The sequence below is a fragment of the Bacillus sp. 7_6_55CFAA_CT2 genome (assembly GCF_000238655.1).
GTDB classification, from domain to species: domain Bacteria; phylum Bacillota; class Bacilli; order Bacillales; family Bacillaceae_G; genus Bacillus_A; species Bacillus_A cereus.
In genome coordinates, this window is the sequence record NZ_JH414709.1 from 495,683 (window position 1) to 511,420 (window position 15,738).

The window sequence follows — 15,738 nt, forward strand, 5'->3', positions numbered from 1 at the left end:
TGTTTCTTGTTTTTTATTTAACAGCTTCTTTTAATTCTTTACCCGCTTTAAATGCAGGAACTTTACCAGCGGCGATTTGAATTTCTTCGCCAGTTTGCGGATTACGTCCTGTACGAGCAGATCTTTCGCGTACTTCAAAAGTTCCAAACCCGATTAGTTGAACTTTATCTCCAGATTGTAATGCATTAGCAATTGTGTCAAATACGGATTGTACAGCTGCAGAAGCGTCCTTTTGAGAAATATCAGCTGATTGAGCTACGTTTTTAATTAATTCTGTTTTGTTCATGTTTTCACCTCATAAAAAAATTTTTGGAATGAATGTTTTAGTATAATAGATAGTAAAGATAAAGCTATCACTATGATTAGAAAGAATACTATATAATTATGTTAATTTCGTTGCAAGAGACTGAATCCCTTCTATTATTTAGGGATTAATTAAGAATCGATGCATATAAAAAGCTTTAATATGAGGATGAGGGGGAGTATAAGAATGATTTTTCGTGAAAAAAATGAGAAGGAAAGTATATTAATTCGTCAACATGATCATGGTTTTTTAGCTGGAGAGATTGCAAAGCATATAAAAGAAGACTTTTTTGAAGATAAAACATATTTAAAAGAAACAGTTGATGCAATATATGAGCATGACAGAGGATGGATAGAGCTTGATAAAGTACCAATTTTGAATGATGCTAAAAATATTCCATATACATTTATGGATTGTCCAAGCCCATTACGTTTTGTTTTTTATACGATTGGAATGAATGAAATTGAAAATTCTAATCCATACGGGGCATTGCTTTGTAGTAAACATTTTTTATCATTTCCACTAAACGAGGAAGATGAAGAGATGATGTCATTTTATAAACATGAATTAGAACGACAAAAAAGAATTTTGAAAACGTTAACAAAGGAACAGTTTGCGATGTTCGATAAGCATTATAGATTATTAAAGTTTTGTGATGAACTTTCTTTATACGTATGTATGAATAAGCCTGGTGTCAAAAAGAAAGATGAAATTGACTTATTTAAAGATGGTTTTGAAGGAACAGAAATGTTTAATAGTAAAGAGGAGAAACTTATTCAAGCTGAATGGGTGGACGAGGAAACAATTCGGATTACACCATTTCCATTTCAAACGGAATTTTATACGTATGTAAAATATAAAACGATAAATAAGCATGAAATGAAAGAAAAAGGGATTGCAAAGGCTGATAGAGAATCAGAAATGAAGAAACAAACCATTCGTTTCATACAATAAGGAGGTAATATAAATTGAAAGATTATATATTAAAACAGTGTGATTACCATGCTTGGGCTAATACTAGATTATTCAATCGATTAAAAGAGTTACCAAACTATGAGACAATTTTTAATGAGCAGATACAGAGTGTATTCCCATCCATTAAGGATACTTTTGTGCATATTTATATTACAGATCAAGTGTGGTTACATATATTGCATGGTAAAAGTATGAATGAAGCAATACAAGACCGAGAAGAGTTACGAAAACAAATTGAAACTAAATCGTTACATGAATTAGAAAAAATGTTTGAAAACATGGCAAATCAATATAAAGAGTTTTTAATTACAATACAAGATGTGAATGCTGTATTTGTTATTGAGAATCCATACGTAGGGAAATTAGAAACTTCGATTTTAGAATTAGTGCAACATGTCGTAAATCATGGTACATATCATAGAGGAAATATAACAGCGATGATTCGTCAACTTGGTCATTCATCGACAATGATGGATTTTGTACTGTATTTACATATGGTTAAAAAGCAGGGAGAGTAATATAGTTTGTAAGAAGGAGAGGCTTTAATTATAGAAGTCTCTCCTTCTATTTTATTCTGCATTCATGGTAGATCGACTGATTAAAGTTTTCTTAAGAAGCTTTATTTTCTTGTAATTGCTTAGCGTATTGTACAGCCTTATATGCATTGACTCTACCGTTTTTCCAGTACGTACCTGTACCACTAATTTTATCAGTAGTAGACTCAATAATTTGGCGGATTTGTGTATTGCTATATCCTTGATTTGCTAAAAGAGCTGCGACTCCTGCAACATGAGGTGTTGCCATAGATGTACCACTTAATGATTGATACGTGCTTCCTTTATATGTTGAATATATATTTGAACCTGGTGCTGCAACATCTACCCAGCTACCATAAGTAGAGAATGAAGATTTTCTATCTGATTGATCTGTAGAAGCAACTGCAATTACTTCGCTGTAATAAGCAGGGTAATTAGCTTTTGTATTTCCAGCATTTCCAGCAGCTGCAACTATAACAGAGCCTTTATTCCATGCATATTGAACGGCTTGTTGTAATGCAGTACCACCATTTGGAGCTCCTAAACTTAAACTAATTACTTTTGCACCCGAATCAGCAGCTTCTCGAATACCTTGCGCTACAGCATCAAGAGTACCACTTCCTTGATTATCTAATACGCGGACAGCATAAATTGAAGTTTGTGGGGCAACACCAGCAATTCCGACGCTGTTATTCGTAAGTGCTCCAGTAATTCCAGCACAATGTGTACCATGACCATTACCATCATCAGATGTATTGTCGTTATCAACATAATCATGCCCATAAATTACTTTCGAAGCCAGATCAGGGTGTGAGCCTTGAACTCCTGTATCAATAATAGCTACTTTTACACCAGGATCACTTCGTTGGCTATCCCAAGCTTGTGGAGCTTGAATCTTTTGTAACCCGTATTGATTATTAAAATATGGGTCGTTTGGAGTCCAAAAGGCGTGAACGTAATAATTCGGTTCTGCATATTCCACATCTGGATTATTTTTATAGCTCTTTATTTTTTCTTTTACAGTACCTTTTGAAAATTGTACGACTTCAAAACCTAACTTATCATCTTTAGATAAGACATTAGCTCCGACAGATTTATGAAAAGATTGCACATTACTTAAAGATGCATTTTGTTTGAACTTAACGATTAATTGGTTAGGAACGTAATCAGTAGATGATGTTTCAGCGCTTGAAGTATTCGTGTTAAAGAAGAAACCACCAATAATAAATGACAAAACAGATAGGAAAACGATGATTTTGTTTTTCAAAAGATTTTTCCTCCCTTTTCTTGGATGAGTTTTTCAGCGACACCTTAATGTCGCATTCCTTTTCAACTATATAGTTAGACCATACGATTTATGACATTTATGTGAAAAACTTTTGAAGGAATAAAAAGGAGTAAATATTGATATAAATATATTTTTAATGATAGTAATTAAGTAAAAGAGGGGATGAAAAAAGGAACGCTCATCATGTATGAGTCATTCCTTTTTTCATAGATTAACTTGCCTGTTTTTTATTATTTTCTTTCAATTTCTCTGCTTGTAAAAAGCGATTCGTTTCAGCAACAACAATACTACTTAATCCAATTAGACCAATCAAGTTTGGAATTGCCATAAGTCCATTTGCAATATCAGCAAATGTCCATACGATTCCTAGCTTTAAATTAGCACCAATTGCAATCATAACAATAAAGATTGCTTTATAATATTTAACTGCACTTTCTCCGAATAAATAAGCTACACATTTTTCTCCATAATACGACCAGCCTAAAATAGTAGAGTAGGCAAATAAAATAATTGCGATACCGAGAATCATACTACCAGCAGTACCAAATACAGATTGGAATGCAAGTGTTGTAGCTTCAACGCCAGTTTTACCAGATCTCCAAGCACCTGTAGTAATTAATACTAGTCCTGTAATTGTACATACAATAAACGTATCTAGAAAAGTACCAGTCATTGAAACTAAAGCTTGCTTTGCAGGCGAATCAGTTTTTGCCGCCGCCGCGGCAATAGGGGCACTCCCTAAACCAGCTTCGTTCGCAAATACACCACGCGCCATTCCGATTTGAATAGCTGATGCAACTGTTGCCCCAATAAAACCACCAGCAGCTGCTGTACCATTAAATGCACCAGAAAAAATAAGTGAAAAAGCTTCTGGAATTTGTTCGTAGTGATAGAAAATAATTATAAGACCAGCAATTATATAAAAGAAAGCTTTAATAGGAACGACATATCCCGTCACTTTCCCAATTTTTTTACACCGCCTAAAATAACAATTGCGATTAAAAATGACATTACTATACCAGTTAAAGCAGGAGGGAAAGAGAAATTAATTCGCATTGCCTCTGCAACTGAGTTAGATTGCACCATATTACCAATACCGAAAGAAGCAGTTGTGCCGAATATAGCGAATAATACTGCCAGCCATTTCTTACCTAAACCATGCTCTAAATAATACATTGGTCCACCTGAATATTCACCATTTTCATTACTAACACGGTATTTTACTGCAAGTATTGCCTCGGCATACTTTGTTGCCATACCGAATAAAGCGGTAATCCACATCCAAAATATTGCACCAGGACCACCAATTGTAACAGCTGTTGCAACACCGGCTATATTTCCCATACCAATCGTTGCGGCCATAGCTGTCATAAGTGCTTGGAAGTGACTAATATCTCCAGAAGAAGAGGTATCTTCTGATTTTTTAAATGCTAGTTTGTGAGCGTATAATAGTTTACTAAACTGTAAACCTTTTAAACGCACTGTGAGAATGATACCTGTTCCAACGAGTAGCAACAAAGTTGGTAATCCCCACACGTATTGATTCAGTTGTTCTAATACTTTACTTACTGTCTCCATCTTTATTCTCCTTTTTTAGAAAAAATAAAAACCACTTCAAGTAAATGAAATGGTCTCTGGAGAAACAAGGGATAGAAAAATAAACCGATACAATCGGCTTTTTCTTTCGCTTGTCTCTGTCCTTTTACCTGAGAGATTATCCGCTGTAGTAGCGGATTTGCTCCTTCGGTGCTCGTTTTCCTCCGCGCTCTATGAAAGCGAGAGGGAGTCTCTCCAGAGATTCGTCCCCATGCAGTTCTACTTGTAACCAAGACCTGAGAGTTTCAAAGCTGGTATAACAACTTTTTGCCCCGTCGGTAGATCAATAGACCTTCTCCTGAATGGTTCATCCGAATTATAAAATTTATAAACACATTGATTGTAAATCAATAAAAACATTATAGACATACAAATTGTGAATTGCAATCATTTTTTATTTTAAAATAGTAAATAGTTTTATTTTTTGTAAGTCCTAATTTATCTTCAACTTCATTTAAAGTAGATAAAGCGATGACAATATGTTGATCCGCAAGTCCTAAAGCTTGTTTTGTTTTTTCAATAGTTTCATCGGTTGGAGTAGAGTTATTTGCTCCGTCTATAATTAAATTTGCTGCATTTTTCATGAAATTTGATGCGGATTTAAACTGAGTTGTGAATTGAATTAGTTGTTTTTGTATATCTATATCTGCTATATTTTCTTCAATTTTAAGCGTGTCTATTTTGTTCATAATTGTTTCGTACTGCTTGGAAACAGCACTCATTGTAACTAATAGTTTATTTCGATCTACTGAATCTCCATTCGTGTTAATCTCTTCCCAGGCAGGTAACCAATCTTTTTCGATGATGTCATTATAATGAGTAGTCAATTCATTAATTTTAGGTTGTAATTTAGTTTTGAAAGTTTTTGTATCCGCTGTTTCTACAGTTGCTTTTTCGTTGTTATTTTTAACATTAGTAACATAGAAAATCGTACCGAAAATGATGAAAATAGAAATAACAACTGTCCATTTAGTAAAAAGTAATTTCTGCAATATGTAACGCCTCCAAAATTTAAAAACTTATAATTATAATATATAACAATAATGTTGTTTTAAGTAGAGAAAATAGGTTAGAAATGATTTAAAATATATCTTTTCTATACATAAATAATTAAAGTTAGTAAAATGATGAAAGTTATATGTGAGAAAAGAGGGTTTTTAGTGAAAATGAATAGAAGAAAACTAGTTTCAAGTATTTCAATGGTTATGTTATTAGTTGGTTTAATTGCATTCATATTTATGAATAAAGAATCTAAAATTAAAGATTTTCCAGTGCCAATGTCAGCAATCCATATTAACGATGATAAGGAAGAGGACTATCAATATATAAGTGTAATGCAAATTACAAAGGCGAGTGGATGGGAGAACTTAGGGGAAAACGGGCATACTGTTAGTTTTAAAAAAGGGGAGCGGAAGGTAGCAGTAGTACATTATCCGGGAGAAATTACGTATTATGTATTTGAGAAAAAGATGAATAAGGGAGATTAGCTAAAGATGTAATTCATTAAGAGTTACATCTTTTTTTATTCTGAATCATTTGAAATTAAATTCGATAGATGTTTTGATAGATGTAGTGATAAATATGATTAGTTCTATATGTCTATAAAAAGTATTAGGATGATTATAAAAATATTATGTGAACTAATTATTGTGAGAAGAAGATAAATTATATGCTAAAGGGGGAATTAAAAATGCTACTAAAAACAATCTACTGTAAGGTGGAAGAAGAGAAAAAGGAATTGTTTTCAAATGCGCAAGGAAAATGGCGTGATATACGGCACCTAGACGGTTTTCATGGACAATTTGGTGGATGGTATGAAGATGAGGCATGTGTATTTACTTTATGGGAAGATAGAAGTACATATCAATCATTTATGAATGATGCTCACGATACAATTTATTTAAATAGTAATCAAGAGGATACGTTTCTTGCATGTGAAATTGAATTATTTCAAACGTTGTATGATATAACTGATACGCATTTGAAAGACGTTGTTACAGAAGGATCATTCGTAAGAGTTGCTATATGTGATGTAAAGATGGAAAAGGAAAATCATTTTTTACATAAGCAAGAAACAATTTGGAATAAAGGAATGGAAAAAGCAAAAGGAATGTTAGGTGGAGTAGTTGGGAAGTCTTTAAAAAATGAAAATCGTTACATAGTGTTAACGTATTGGAAAGATGAAAAGACACATCAACATTATGTGGAAGAGATTTTTACAGATTTATATAAATTAGCTAATATTCATGAAGAGATAGAAGAGATAAAAGGAAAACAAGCTGTATGTAAGGAAGAATGGCTTGTATATTAAACGCTGAAAAAGTGCATAAATGAATGTATAATAAAGATATTTTCTTATAAACAAGTAATTAATAGAAGACGTTATATACCCTTTCATGTTAATATATTTAAGTTATAATAGGAGGCTTACCCTTTTGTATTGTACGGTAGAAGCAGTGTGAGCTTGAAATTTTTTTTAGAAAAGGATGTGCCTAATTTGCGTATCAATAAATTTATTAGTGAAGCTGGAAAAGCGTCTCGACGTGGAGCGGATAAACTAATTAATGAGAGAAGAGTAATTATTAACGGTAAGGTTGCAAAAATTGGTGACCAAGTGAACCCAGGGGATGATGTACGAGTAAATGGAGAGCAGCTTCGAATTGCTCGAGATCACGTATATATCGCTTTAAATAAACCAGTAGGTATTACATGTACGAGTGAAAAATCAGTAAAAGGTAATATTATTGATTTAGTGAATCATCCTTTACGAATTAGCCACATTGGACGTCTTGATAAAGACTCTGACGGTTTAATTTTGTTAACGAATGATGGCGATATTGTTAATGAGATTTTACGTGCTGAAAACAAACATGAGAAAGAATATATCGTTTCAGTAGATAAGCCAATTACACCTGATTTCTTAGAGAAAATGGCAGCGGGTGTTAAAATTTTAGGGACAAAAACGCTTCCTTGTGAGATTACACAGTTATCAAAATATGAGTTCCAAATTATTTTAACACAAGGGCTAAATCGCCAAATTCGCCGTATGTGTGAAGCTTTAGGTTATCAAGTATACACGTTAAAACGTACGAGAATTATGAATATCGAATTGAATAATTTACCAGTTGGGCAGTGGAGAGATTTAACGAAGAAAGAGAAAAGACGTCTATTTGCAGACTTAAATTACGAACCACAAGATTGGTAAAATTGTGAAGTGAAACCAAAAAAATTTGGTTTCGCTTTTTTAAATTAAATAAATAATTTTTTTAAACACTTGCAAAAATAAAATGAATAAGATATATTAAATAACAATAAATGGATGTTTTACAAAAAGCAAAGAAAAGGACACGAGTTATTTTACCCGGTTATACAGAGAAGGAAGGAAAGCTGAGAACTTCCTAACGCAGAAAAATAACTTACCACCTTAGAGCTGCACTAGGGAAATGAAGTATCTAGTGCCGTGTATGCGACGTTATCGCAAAAGAAGCCATTATGTTTTTTTGTGATGGGAATCTGGGTGGAACCACGGATATAAGCATATTCGTCCCTATATTTAGGGATGAATATGCTTTTTTGCATTCAATTTCATAATAAGCGAAGAAAAGGACACGAGTTATTTTACCCGGTTATACAGAGAAGGAAGGAAAGCTGAGAACTTCCTAACGCAGAAAAATAACTTACCACCTTAGAGCTGCACTAGGGAAATGAAGTATCTAGTGCCGTGTAAACGACGTTACCGTAAATGAAGCCATTGTATATTTACAATGGGAATCTGGGTGGAACCACGGGTAAAAGCACGCTCGTCCCTATTTTAGGGATGAGTGTGCTTTTTATTATGAAATGGAGAGATGAAAAATGAAAGAACAAATGATTGAAATTAAATTTCCAGATGGTAGCGTTAAAGAATTTGTAAATGGAGTTACTTTAGAAGAAATTGCTGGATCCATTAGCAGTAGTTTGAAAAAGAAAGCAGTCGCGGGGAAAGTAAATGATGGATTATATGATTTACGCCGAAATATTGAAGAAAATGCGGAAGTGGAAATCATTACTATAGATTCAAATGAAGGGGTAGAAATTGCAAGACACTCCGCGGCACATATTTTAGCGCAAGCTGTAAAAAGATTGTATGGTGATATAAATCTTGGAGTAGGACCTGTTATTGAAAATGGATTTTATTATGATATGGATCTTCCAAGTAGTGTAAACATAGAAGATTTACGAAAAATCGAAAAAGAAATGAAAAAGATCATAAATGAAAATATAAAGATAGAACGAGTTGAGGTTTCTCGAGAAGAAGCAGCTAAACTGTTTCAAGAAATGAACGACCGCTTGAAATTAGAACTTTTAGAAGCAATTCCTAGTGGGGAAAGTGTAACACTATATAAACAAGGTGAATTTGTAGATTTATGTAGAGGACCACATTTACCATCTACAGGTTATTTGAAAGCATTTCAATTAACTCACGTTTCCGGTGCATATTGGCGAGGTGATAGTAATAACCAAGTGCTTCAGCGCATATATGGTGTTGCATTCTCTTCTCAAAAAGAATTAGAAGAGTATTTACATTTCGTTGAAGAAGCAGCAAAAAGAAATCATCGTAAGTTAGGCAGTGAGCTTGAGTTATTTATGTTTTCTGAAGAGGCTCCGGGAATGCCGTTTTATTTACCGAAAGGACAAATGATTCGTAACGAATTGGAAGCATTTTTAAGAGAAATTCAAAAAGAGTATAAGTATCAAGAAGTACGCACTCCGTTCATGATGAACCAAGAAGTATGGGAGAGATCAGGGCACTGGGGACATTATAAAGATAATATGTATTTCTCTGAAGTAGATAATAAAAGTTTTGCATTAAAACCGATGAACTGCCCAGGGCACATGCTTATGTTTAAAAATAAATTGCATTCTTATCGTGAATTACCGATTCGTATGTGTGAATTTGGTCAAGTACATCGTCATGAATTTAGTGGTGCGTTAAACGGATTATTAAGAGTACGTACTTTCTGCCAAGATGATGCACATTTATTTGTAACTCCAAAACAAATTGAAGATGAAATTAAATCAGTAATGGCGCAAATTGATTACGTATATAAAACTTTTGGATTCGAATATGAAGTAGAGCTTTCTACTCGTCCAGAAGATTCAATGGGTGATGATAAATTATGGGAGCAAGCAGAAGCGGCATTAGAAAATGTATTACAATCGCTAAATTATAAATATAGACTAAATGAAGGTGACGGTGCATTTTACGGGCCGAAAATTGATTTTCATATTAAAGATGCTTTAAATAGAAGCCACCAGTGCGGAACAATCCAGCTTGATTTCCAAATGCCAGAGAAATTTGATTTAAATTATATAGATGAAAATAATGAAAAGAAAAGACCAGTTGTTATTCACAGGGCAGTTTTAGGGTCATTAGATCGCTTCTTAGCAATATTAATTGAGCACTTTGGAGGTGCATTCCCGGCATGGGTGGCACCAGTTCAGGTGAAAGTCATTCCAGTTTCGAATGCAGTTCATGTACAATACGCAGATGAGGTTGCGGATAAATTAGCACAAGCTGGTGTTCGTGTCGAACGAGATGTGCGAGATGAAAAATTAGGATATAAAATAAGAGAAGCACAAATGCAAAAAGTTCCTTATATTCTTGTTATTGGGGATAAGGAAATGGAAAACGGAGCTGTAAATGTACGTAAATATGGGGAAGAGAAGTCAGAAGTTATTGCGCTAGACGTATTTGTGGCAACTATTGAAGAGGAAATAAAGAATAGAAAATATTGATTGTAAAGAAAACACACTATTAGCAATTAGTGTGTTTTCTTTTTTATCTTACAAAAATGTAAGGTAAATGTAAGCGAAATCGAGGGAACGAGTTGTAGAAAAATGAGAATATGAAGTAGGAAAAAGTTTCATGTTACAGGTGTAACTCTTCTTGAATGAATAATTAAAAAATTCTTAAGAATTTACATGACAAAATAATAAGAAATATGTGAGAAATTAATTTTATACAAAAGGGATGGAGTGAAAGAGATGTCAACAAATGTAGTTACTGTAGAAAGTGTAGAAAAAACGTATGGGAAAAGAAATGAGAATCAGTCAAAAGCATTAAGGGGTGTATCGTTAAGTATTAAAGAAGGAGAATTTGTCGGGATCATGGGACCTTCTGGTTCTGGAAAAACGACTTTACTTAATGTGATAAGTACACTTGACCAAGCGACAGGTGGTAGTGTGACAATAGCTGGTACAAATATTACTTCTATGAAGGGCAATGCGTTATCTGATTTTCGCTCTCAAAAATTAGGTTTCATTTTTCAAGATTTTAATCTTCTAGAAAACTTATCAATTTATGAAAATATCGCTTTACCACTTTCTTTGCAAGGCGTACCGTCAAGTGAGATTACTGGAAAGGTAAATGACGTTGCGAAGAAATTAGGCATCACCGAAATTTTAACAAAATATCCGACGGCTGTTTCTGGAGGACAAAAGCAAAGAACAGCGGCGGCAAGAGCTTTAGTACATAATCCAGCAATTGTATTAGCAGATGAACCGACAGGTGCGCTTGATAGTAAAAACGCAAAAAGTTTATTAGAAGCGATGCAAGATTTACATGAAAATCATAATGTAAGTATTTTGATGGTTACACACGATGCATTTAGTGCAAGTTATTGTGAGCGTATTTTATTTATTCAAGATGGTCTTCTTTATAAAGAATTAAATCGTCAAGGCACTAGAGAGAATTTCTATCAAGGCATTTTAGGTGTGCTCGCTCATATGGGCTCAGCTGCTGAGTCTAAGTAGGGGGCGAAACTATGTTATTTAAATTATCACGTCATAGTATGAAAAAGATGTTAAAAGATTATATGGTTTTACTTATTGGCCTCGTTATTAGTATTAGTATTTTCTACATGTTCCAAACGATGGCGATGAATAGTGAATTTACGAAAGATAATAGCCTAATTAGTAGTATTAGACTCGTCTTTTGGGTAGGTGCAATACTATTATCTTTCATTACTGTATTTTATATTATATATGCCAACTCTTTCTTACTCACGTTAAGAAGAAAAGAACTCGGTATGTACATGATGCTTGGTGCGAAAAAGAAAAAAGTAGCACAGTTATTATTTATTGAAACATTCGGTATGGGGATTGTCAGTATTATTATCGGTATTTTAGTAGGGATGTTACTTGCAAGTGTAGCAGGAAACTTTTTAATGAATGGAATGGAAATTTCAGCAAAAGGTAGTTATGCATCTGTATACACACCAGCAATTTTAGTCACAGCTATTTTCTTCTTAATACTATTTTTCATTACTGGCTTAATGAACAGTGTCCGATTATTACGTAAAACTGAATTAGAGTTAATTCGTGAAGATGAAACACTAGATGAAGTGAAGAAAAGTAAAACTCGCATTATAATAATGACAGTACTTGGTGTATTACTAGTAAGTACAGGGTACTATTTTATGATCAATGTAAAAATTTATGCTGAATTAGGTTTTATTATAGCAACCATCGTTACAACACTTGGAACATATTTTATCTTTAGTTCATTACTCCCGTTTTTTGTGATGAAAATTAAGGGGAATAAAAACGAAATAGAAACTAGGTCTAAATAGTTTTACATATGCACAGCTGCGCTTTCGAGTAAATAGTTTATCGAGAGTATTAGGTACTGTAGCAATGTTAATTGCATTAGGCGCAGGTGCGATGACGGCAGGTATGGCGTTCCAAAAAAATGTAGGTATTATGACAGACTTTTCTCGTGTATATGATGTTGTAATTCATGATCCGAATGATCAAGACAAAGCTGCCTTAAAAGAAATGGAAATTGTTGAAGAAAGCAAGTACAAATATAAAGTAGATGGAGAAGCGGTTTATTATTTACGTAACGACTTAACTGCGAAACCGCCACTTGTTTCAGACCATTTTGATACAAAAACTTTAAAAGAGCCTGTTCGCAAACGTGTGACTGAACCTTTAACTGAACCTGTATATTCAGCTTTAGAGGCTCCTGAATTAGCAAAATTCCCTCATATGCCAAAGGATTGGGAAGACGCAGTTGTAAGAGAGATACAAATTACGCATAATCAATTTAGCGGAAAACCAGTAAGAATTGCAGACGAAGAGCATTATAAAGGGATTCAAGGAACAGAACATACTGTAACATTAGCAAAAGTAGATGATATGAAAAAATATAAACCGTTATTGATCGAAATAGACAAGAGACAAAAAGCACAAATTGAAAAAGCAACAGGTGAAAAGGTAGACTTATTTACGAAAATGACAATTTATCAGTTTATGAACAGCTTCATGAGCGGAACAATGTTTATGGGATTTTTCCTCGGAATTGCCTTTTTAGCAATGATGGCAAGTTCCCTTATGTTCAAAATATTAACAGGTGCTTCTCGCGACGTACGCCGTTATGAAATGTTACGAAAAATTGGTGTGAGACGTAGTATGTTAACGAAAAGTATATATAAAGAAATTTCGTATTTATTTATCTTCCCAGCGATCATTGGCATTTCTCACGTTTTAGTTGGGCTTAACTTATTCAGCTTTATATTAGTTGACCCGTTTGTGAAAGTGTGGGTGCCAATAGGAATCTTCTTAGTCATTTATTTCATGTATTACTGGATAACTGTTCAACTTTATAAAGGTATGGTAATGCCGAAAGAAGAGGTAGCTAAATAGTTTATGAAAAGAGTCCTTGTGTTGAAAGCAAGGGCTCTTTTCCATGTGTTTTTATAAAAATGTGTATGCGAGATGTTTTCAAATCTTTCTGTAATGAATATAACTTGTTAGACGTAATTCGTTATAACGTTGGATTATCACATTCTCAAACTGTCTTATTAGAAAAGGATTAAAAAAATCCATTGCCTACTAAGGTGATTGAAATGAAGCTACCGTTTTATTGCCTTATGGGGAAATATGACTATAACACTTCATTCCATGCAGCAAAAACATATTTTGATAAGATAGAAGCAGATCAAAAACAATTTATTACTTTTGAGAAATCAGCTCATTATCCACAATTTGAAGAGAAAGAAAAATTCTATAAGTGGATGTGCGATACATTCATAAAATAAAGTATATCCGAACTTTAGAGAATTGAAATAGTTAGCGAGATGTATAAAGATTTTTAGATGCATAGTATTAACTGAAGCGAAATTAAATAAAAAGACTCTTGATAAAAAATAAGAGTCTTAAGTACAACCAACTATGAATGACTTTTCTTTTTATAAAGAGATACAAAAATAAAAAAAGATAGCTGAAGACAAATTGTTTTCAGCTATCTTTTTTCGTTTAAAGTGGAGGTAAATCAATCTTACCTTCTTCAAATAATTCTTTTATCATATGCTTCGTATAACCAGCGGCTTGACCAAATGTGATTTTTGCTGGCATTGGTGCTTCGTTAGCATCTACAACTACATCAATAATACACGGTTTATTTTGTTTTACTGCATTTTCGAAAGCGGGAAGTAGCTCATCTAAATTCTCAACACGGTATCCAATACCTCCACACGCCTCTGCATATTTTGCGAAATCTGGGTTCGTTAAGTCTGTTTCGAATTCGATATTACCCATAACTTCTTGTTCAAATTTAATCATCGCAATTTTATTATTGTTTAATACGACGACAACGATTGGTAATTTATATTTTACAGCTGTTACGAAGTCATTCATCGTCATTCCAAATCCACCATCACCACAAACTGCAAATACTTGTTTATCCGGGAAAGCAATTTTTCCAGCAAGTGCACCAGGTAAACCGCAGCCAAGTGTTGCGAGCCAGCTAGAAATGACAAATTGCTGGTTTGTCATACGGAAGTGTCTTGCGGTCCATACTGTTACATTTCCGACATCGACTGATAGAATTGCGTCATCATGTGCTACTTGCTGCAGAGCATGCATAACGCGTTGTGGTTTAATTGGAATGGAAGAGTCTTCTTCTTGATCGTGTAATTTTTCTTCCCACTTTTTCATCATTTCTTGGTGATGTTCTAAGAAGGAATGGTCTGTGTGTTCTTCAACATTTTCAATTAACCATCGTAATGTTTTATCAGCATCACCAGCTAAACCAATATCTGTCGCATAACGTTTCCCGATTTGGGCAGGATCTGTATCGATATGAATTGTTTTTGCTTTTTCAGGTAAGAAGCCGGTGAACGGATAAGAAGTACCGACCATAATTAAAGTATCTGCATGCTTCATTGCTTCATAAGAAGGTTTCGTTCCAATTAATCCTAATCCACCAATACAAAGAGGGTGTTCATCAGGAATAATTCCTTTAGCTGGTAATGTAAGTACGATTGGAGCACCAATATGTTCTGCCAATGCAAGTAAAGATTCTCTCGCATGTTTTGTTCCTTTTCCAGCTAAAATCACAGGCTTTTTCGCTTCATTTATTGCGAGTTTCGCTGCATCTAAATCTTCTTTTTGTGGAAACAACTCAGGCAAAGTAAAAGAAGTATTTGTAACACGGGCACCATTTTTCACTTCGAATTTTGGGACATCATCTGGAATAGTAAGAACGGATACACCTTTTTTCGTATAAGCCATTCGAATTGCTTGATTCACTACGGCAGGTAGTTGCTCTGCTGACATAATACGCTGGTTATAAACCGCAACATCATCAAACATTCTTTCTAAATTTACTTCTTGGAAAAAGTCCGTTCCAAGTAAATCGGTTTCTACTTGACCTGAAATTGCTAGAACAGGGGCTTTATCGAGTTTCGCATCATATAAACCATTTAATAAATGAATAGCACCAGGCCCTGCAATTGCCATACAAACGCCAAGTTTTCCTGTTAATTTTGCATAGGCAGCCGCTGCTAATGCACCAGCTTCTTCATGGCGAACTTGAATGAATTTAATTTGATCTTGTTTTTTTCTTAAAGCTTCAATGATAGAATTGATGGAATCTCCAGGCATACCGTATATGTGTTCTACTCCCCAGTCAATTAATAAATCAACTAATGCTTCACCTGCTGTTTTCCCAAACATAATTGTTCCTCCTTATAATAGGTAGATAACATTATGTT

The 15,738-nt window shown here is 34.0% G+C and carries 11 protein-coding genes, 3 pseudogenes, 1 riboswitch and 2 other annotated features; of the genes and pseudogenes, 9 read left to right on the forward strand and 5 right to left on the reverse strand.

All coding sequences use genetic code 11. From position 1 onward, the window contains the following. Nucleotides 1–13: 13 nt before the first annotated feature. A complete protein-coding gene (locus HMPREF1014_RS11625) occupies nucleotides 14–286 on the reverse strand; it encodes an HU family DNA-binding protein (RefSeq protein WP_001043905.1) in 273 nt (90 codons plus the stop codon). 204 nt (nucleotides 287–490) lie between these two features. Here HMPREF1014_RS11625 and HMPREF1014_RS11630 point away from each other — a divergent pair, with 204 nt between their 5' ends. Together HMPREF1014_RS11630 and HMPREF1014_RS11635 are read left to right on the forward strand one after the other, a co-directional pair. Next, entirely contained in the window at nucleotides 491–1,258 is a 768-nt protein-coding gene (locus HMPREF1014_RS11630) for a DUF3891 family protein (protein WP_000577286.1), read from the forward strand. 14 nt (nucleotides 1,259–1,272) lie between these two features. Then, on the forward strand, nucleotides 1,273–1,797 hold the full coding sequence (locus HMPREF1014_RS11635; RefSeq protein WP_000656271.1) for a DinB family protein: 525 nt from the start codon (nucleotides 1,273–1,275) through the stop codon (nucleotides 1,795–1,797). A 91-nt stretch (nucleotides 1,798–1,888) separates the two neighbouring features. Here HMPREF1014_RS11635 and HMPREF1014_RS11640 read toward each other — a convergent pair whose 3' ends face one another. The 3 genes and pseudogenes from HMPREF1014_RS11640 to HMPREF1014_RS11650 all read right to left on the reverse strand — a co-directional run bounded on the left by HMPREF1014_RS11640 (nucleotide 1,889) and on the right by HMPREF1014_RS11650 (nucleotide 5,691). Further along, the gene (locus tag HMPREF1014_RS11640; RefSeq protein WP_000790937.1) at nucleotides 1,889–3,082 is read right to left on the reverse strand and encodes a S8 family peptidase; all 1,194 of its coding nucleotides are present in this window, start codon (nucleotides 3,080–3,082) and stop codon (nucleotides 1,889–1,891) included. Between the two features lie 232 nt (nucleotides 3,083–3,314). Next, nucleotides 3,315–4,681, reverse strand: a pseudogene (locus tag HMPREF1014_RS11645) (alanine/glycine:cation symporter family protein). A gap of 106 nt (nucleotides 4,682–4,787) precedes the next feature. After that, a riboswitch (glycine riboswitch) is annotated at nucleotides 4,788–4,908 on the reverse strand. 150 nt (nucleotides 4,909–5,058) lie between these two features. Then, a complete protein-coding gene (locus HMPREF1014_RS11650; protein WP_001170887.1) occupies nucleotides 5,059–5,691 on the reverse strand; it encodes a hypothetical protein in 633 nt (210 codons plus the stop codon). A 132-nt stretch (nucleotides 5,692–5,823) separates the two neighbouring features. Between HMPREF1014_RS11650 and HMPREF1014_RS11655 the strand changes: the two genes are divergently transcribed. The 7 genes and pseudogenes from HMPREF1014_RS11655 to HMPREF1014_RS32085 form a co-directional block, all read left to right on the forward strand. Then, complete coding sequence (locus tag HMPREF1014_RS11655; protein ID WP_050544205.1) at nucleotides 5,824–6,186, forward strand: hypothetical protein; 363 nt, start codon at nucleotides 5,824–5,826, stop codon at nucleotides 6,184–6,186. 203 nt (nucleotides 6,187–6,389) lie between these two features. Further along, nucleotides 6,390–7,010 carry a YdbC family protein gene (locus HMPREF1014_RS11660; RefSeq protein WP_000925167.1) on the forward strand — a complete coding sequence of 207 codons (621 nt, stop codon included), beginning with the start codon at nucleotides 6,390–6,392 and terminating at the stop codon, nucleotides 7,008–7,010. Nucleotides 7,011–7,196: 186 nt separating this feature from the next. Continuing rightward, nucleotides 7,197–7,904 carry a 23S rRNA pseudouridine(2604) synthase RluF gene (gene rluF, locus HMPREF1014_RS11665; RefSeq protein ID WP_001222170.1) on the forward strand — a complete coding sequence of 236 codons (708 nt, stop codon included), beginning with the start codon at nucleotides 7,197–7,199 and terminating at the stop codon, nucleotides 7,902–7,904. A gap of 122 nt (nucleotides 7,905–8,026) precedes the next feature. Next, nucleotides 8,027–8,251 (forward strand) — a binding site (T-box leader). Between the two features lie 36 nt (nucleotides 8,252–8,287). Beyond that, nucleotides 8,288–8,510: a binding site (T-box leader), on the forward strand. A 44-nt stretch (nucleotides 8,511–8,554) separates the two neighbouring features. Continuing rightward, nucleotides 8,555–10,477, forward strand: a complete 1,923-nt coding sequence (thrS, locus tag HMPREF1014_RS11670; protein ID WP_000663094.1) for a threonine--tRNA ligase — start codon at nucleotides 8,555–8,557, stop codon at nucleotides 10,475–10,477. Between the two features lie 249 nt (nucleotides 10,478–10,726). Next, on the forward strand, nucleotides 10,727–11,494 hold the full coding sequence (locus HMPREF1014_RS11675) for an ABC transporter ATP-binding protein (RefSeq protein WP_000106427.1): 768 nt from the start codon (nucleotides 10,727–10,729) through the stop codon (nucleotides 11,492–11,494). 11 nt (nucleotides 11,495–11,505) lie between these two features. Next, nucleotides 11,506–13,387: pseudogene (locus HMPREF1014_RS11680) on the forward strand (FtsX-like permease family protein). A 92-nt stretch (nucleotides 13,388–13,479) separates the two neighbouring features. Beyond that, nucleotides 13,480–13,782: pseudogene (locus HMPREF1014_RS32085) on the forward strand (hypothetical protein); the annotation flags it as partial. 217 nt (nucleotides 13,783–13,999) lie between these two features. Here HMPREF1014_RS32085 and HMPREF1014_RS11690 read toward each other — a convergent pair. Then, nucleotides 14,000–15,700, reverse strand: coding sequence for a pyruvate oxidase (locus HMPREF1014_RS11690; protein ID WP_000467249.1), 1,701 nt, complete (start codon nucleotides 15,698–15,700; stop codon nucleotides 14,000–14,002). Between the last annotated feature and the right edge of the window lie 38 nt (nucleotides 15,701–15,738).